Annotated in this window: 7 tRNA genes; all 7 read left to right on the top strand. The window is 49.6% G+C overall.

Annotated elements, in window-relative coordinates:
• The first annotated feature begins 54 nt into the window (after window positions 1–54).
• Window positions 55–129 (top strand) — tRNA-Glu (locus tag ACIFOT_RS07465).
• Window positions 130–134: 5 nt separating this feature from the next.
• Window positions 135–210: transfer RNA gene (locus tag ACIFOT_RS07460), tRNA-Val, on the top strand.
• Between the two features lie 16 nt (window positions 211–226).
• A tRNA-Thr gene (locus ACIFOT_RS07455) sits at window positions 227–299 on the top strand.
• A gap of 24 nt (window positions 300–323) precedes the next feature.
• Window positions 324–399, top strand: a tRNA-Lys gene (locus tag ACIFOT_RS07450).
• Between the two features lie 86 nt (window positions 400–485).
• Window positions 486–562: transfer RNA gene (locus ACIFOT_RS07445), tRNA-Arg, on the top strand.
• Between the two features lie 9 nt (window positions 563–571).
• Window positions 572–648, top strand: a tRNA-Pro gene (locus ACIFOT_RS07440).
• Window positions 649–675: 27 nt separating this feature from the next.
• Window positions 676–748, top strand: a tRNA-Ala gene (locus ACIFOT_RS07435).
• The last annotated feature ends 53 nt before the right edge of the window (window positions 749–801 follow it).

The raw sequence follows: 801 nt of genomic DNA, 5'->3' as shown, positions 1-801 counted from the left end.
CGTTGCCAGGCTAAGCCCCTTTTTGGGGCTATTATTTTGTCTAAATTTTAGTTAGGCCCCTTGGTCAAGCGGTTAAGACACCGCCCTTTCACGGAGGTAACACGGGTTCGAATCCCGTAGGGGTCACCATTTTTGGAGGATTAGCTCAGCTGGGAGAGCATCTGCCTTACAAGCAGAGGGTCGGCGGTTCGATCCCGTCATCCTCCACCATATAAATTTTAATTGTGCCGGTTTAGCTCAATTGGTAGAGCAACTGACTTGTAATCAGTAGGTTGGGGGTTCAAGTCCTCTAGCCGGCACCTTTTATTTTTTTTGCTTTTTTTGAGCCATTAGCTCAGTCGGTAGAGCATCTGACTTTTAATCAGAGGGTCGAAGGTTCGAGTCCTTCATGGCTCACCATTTAAATATGCGGGTGTGGCGGAAAATCCTGCGGTAGGTGACTACCCCGGTTCGATTCCGGTCCTCGGCAGCATTTATTTTATAAAGCGCCCGTAGCTCAATTGGATAGAGCGTCTGACTACGGATCAGAAGGTTATGGGTTCGACTCCTTTCGGGCGCGCCATTAAAAATACGGGAAGTAGCTCAGCTTGGTAGAGCACTTGGTTTGGGACCAAGGGGTCGCAGGTTCGAATCCTGTCTTCCCGACCAGTCGAAAGTTTTTTACAATAACAACATGGGGCCTTAGCTCAGCTGGGAGAGCGCCTGCTTTGCACGCAGGAGGTCAGCGGTTCGATCCCGCTAGGCTCCATTTATTATATTGATAATGGCGGTGTAGCTCAGATGGCTAGAGCGTACGGTTCA

The sequence above is a fragment of the Neobacillus sp. NRS-1170 genome, from assembly GCF_050468025.1.
Note: the sequence above shows the minus strand (reverse complement) of the source record. Positions and strands in the feature narration are given on the sequence as shown.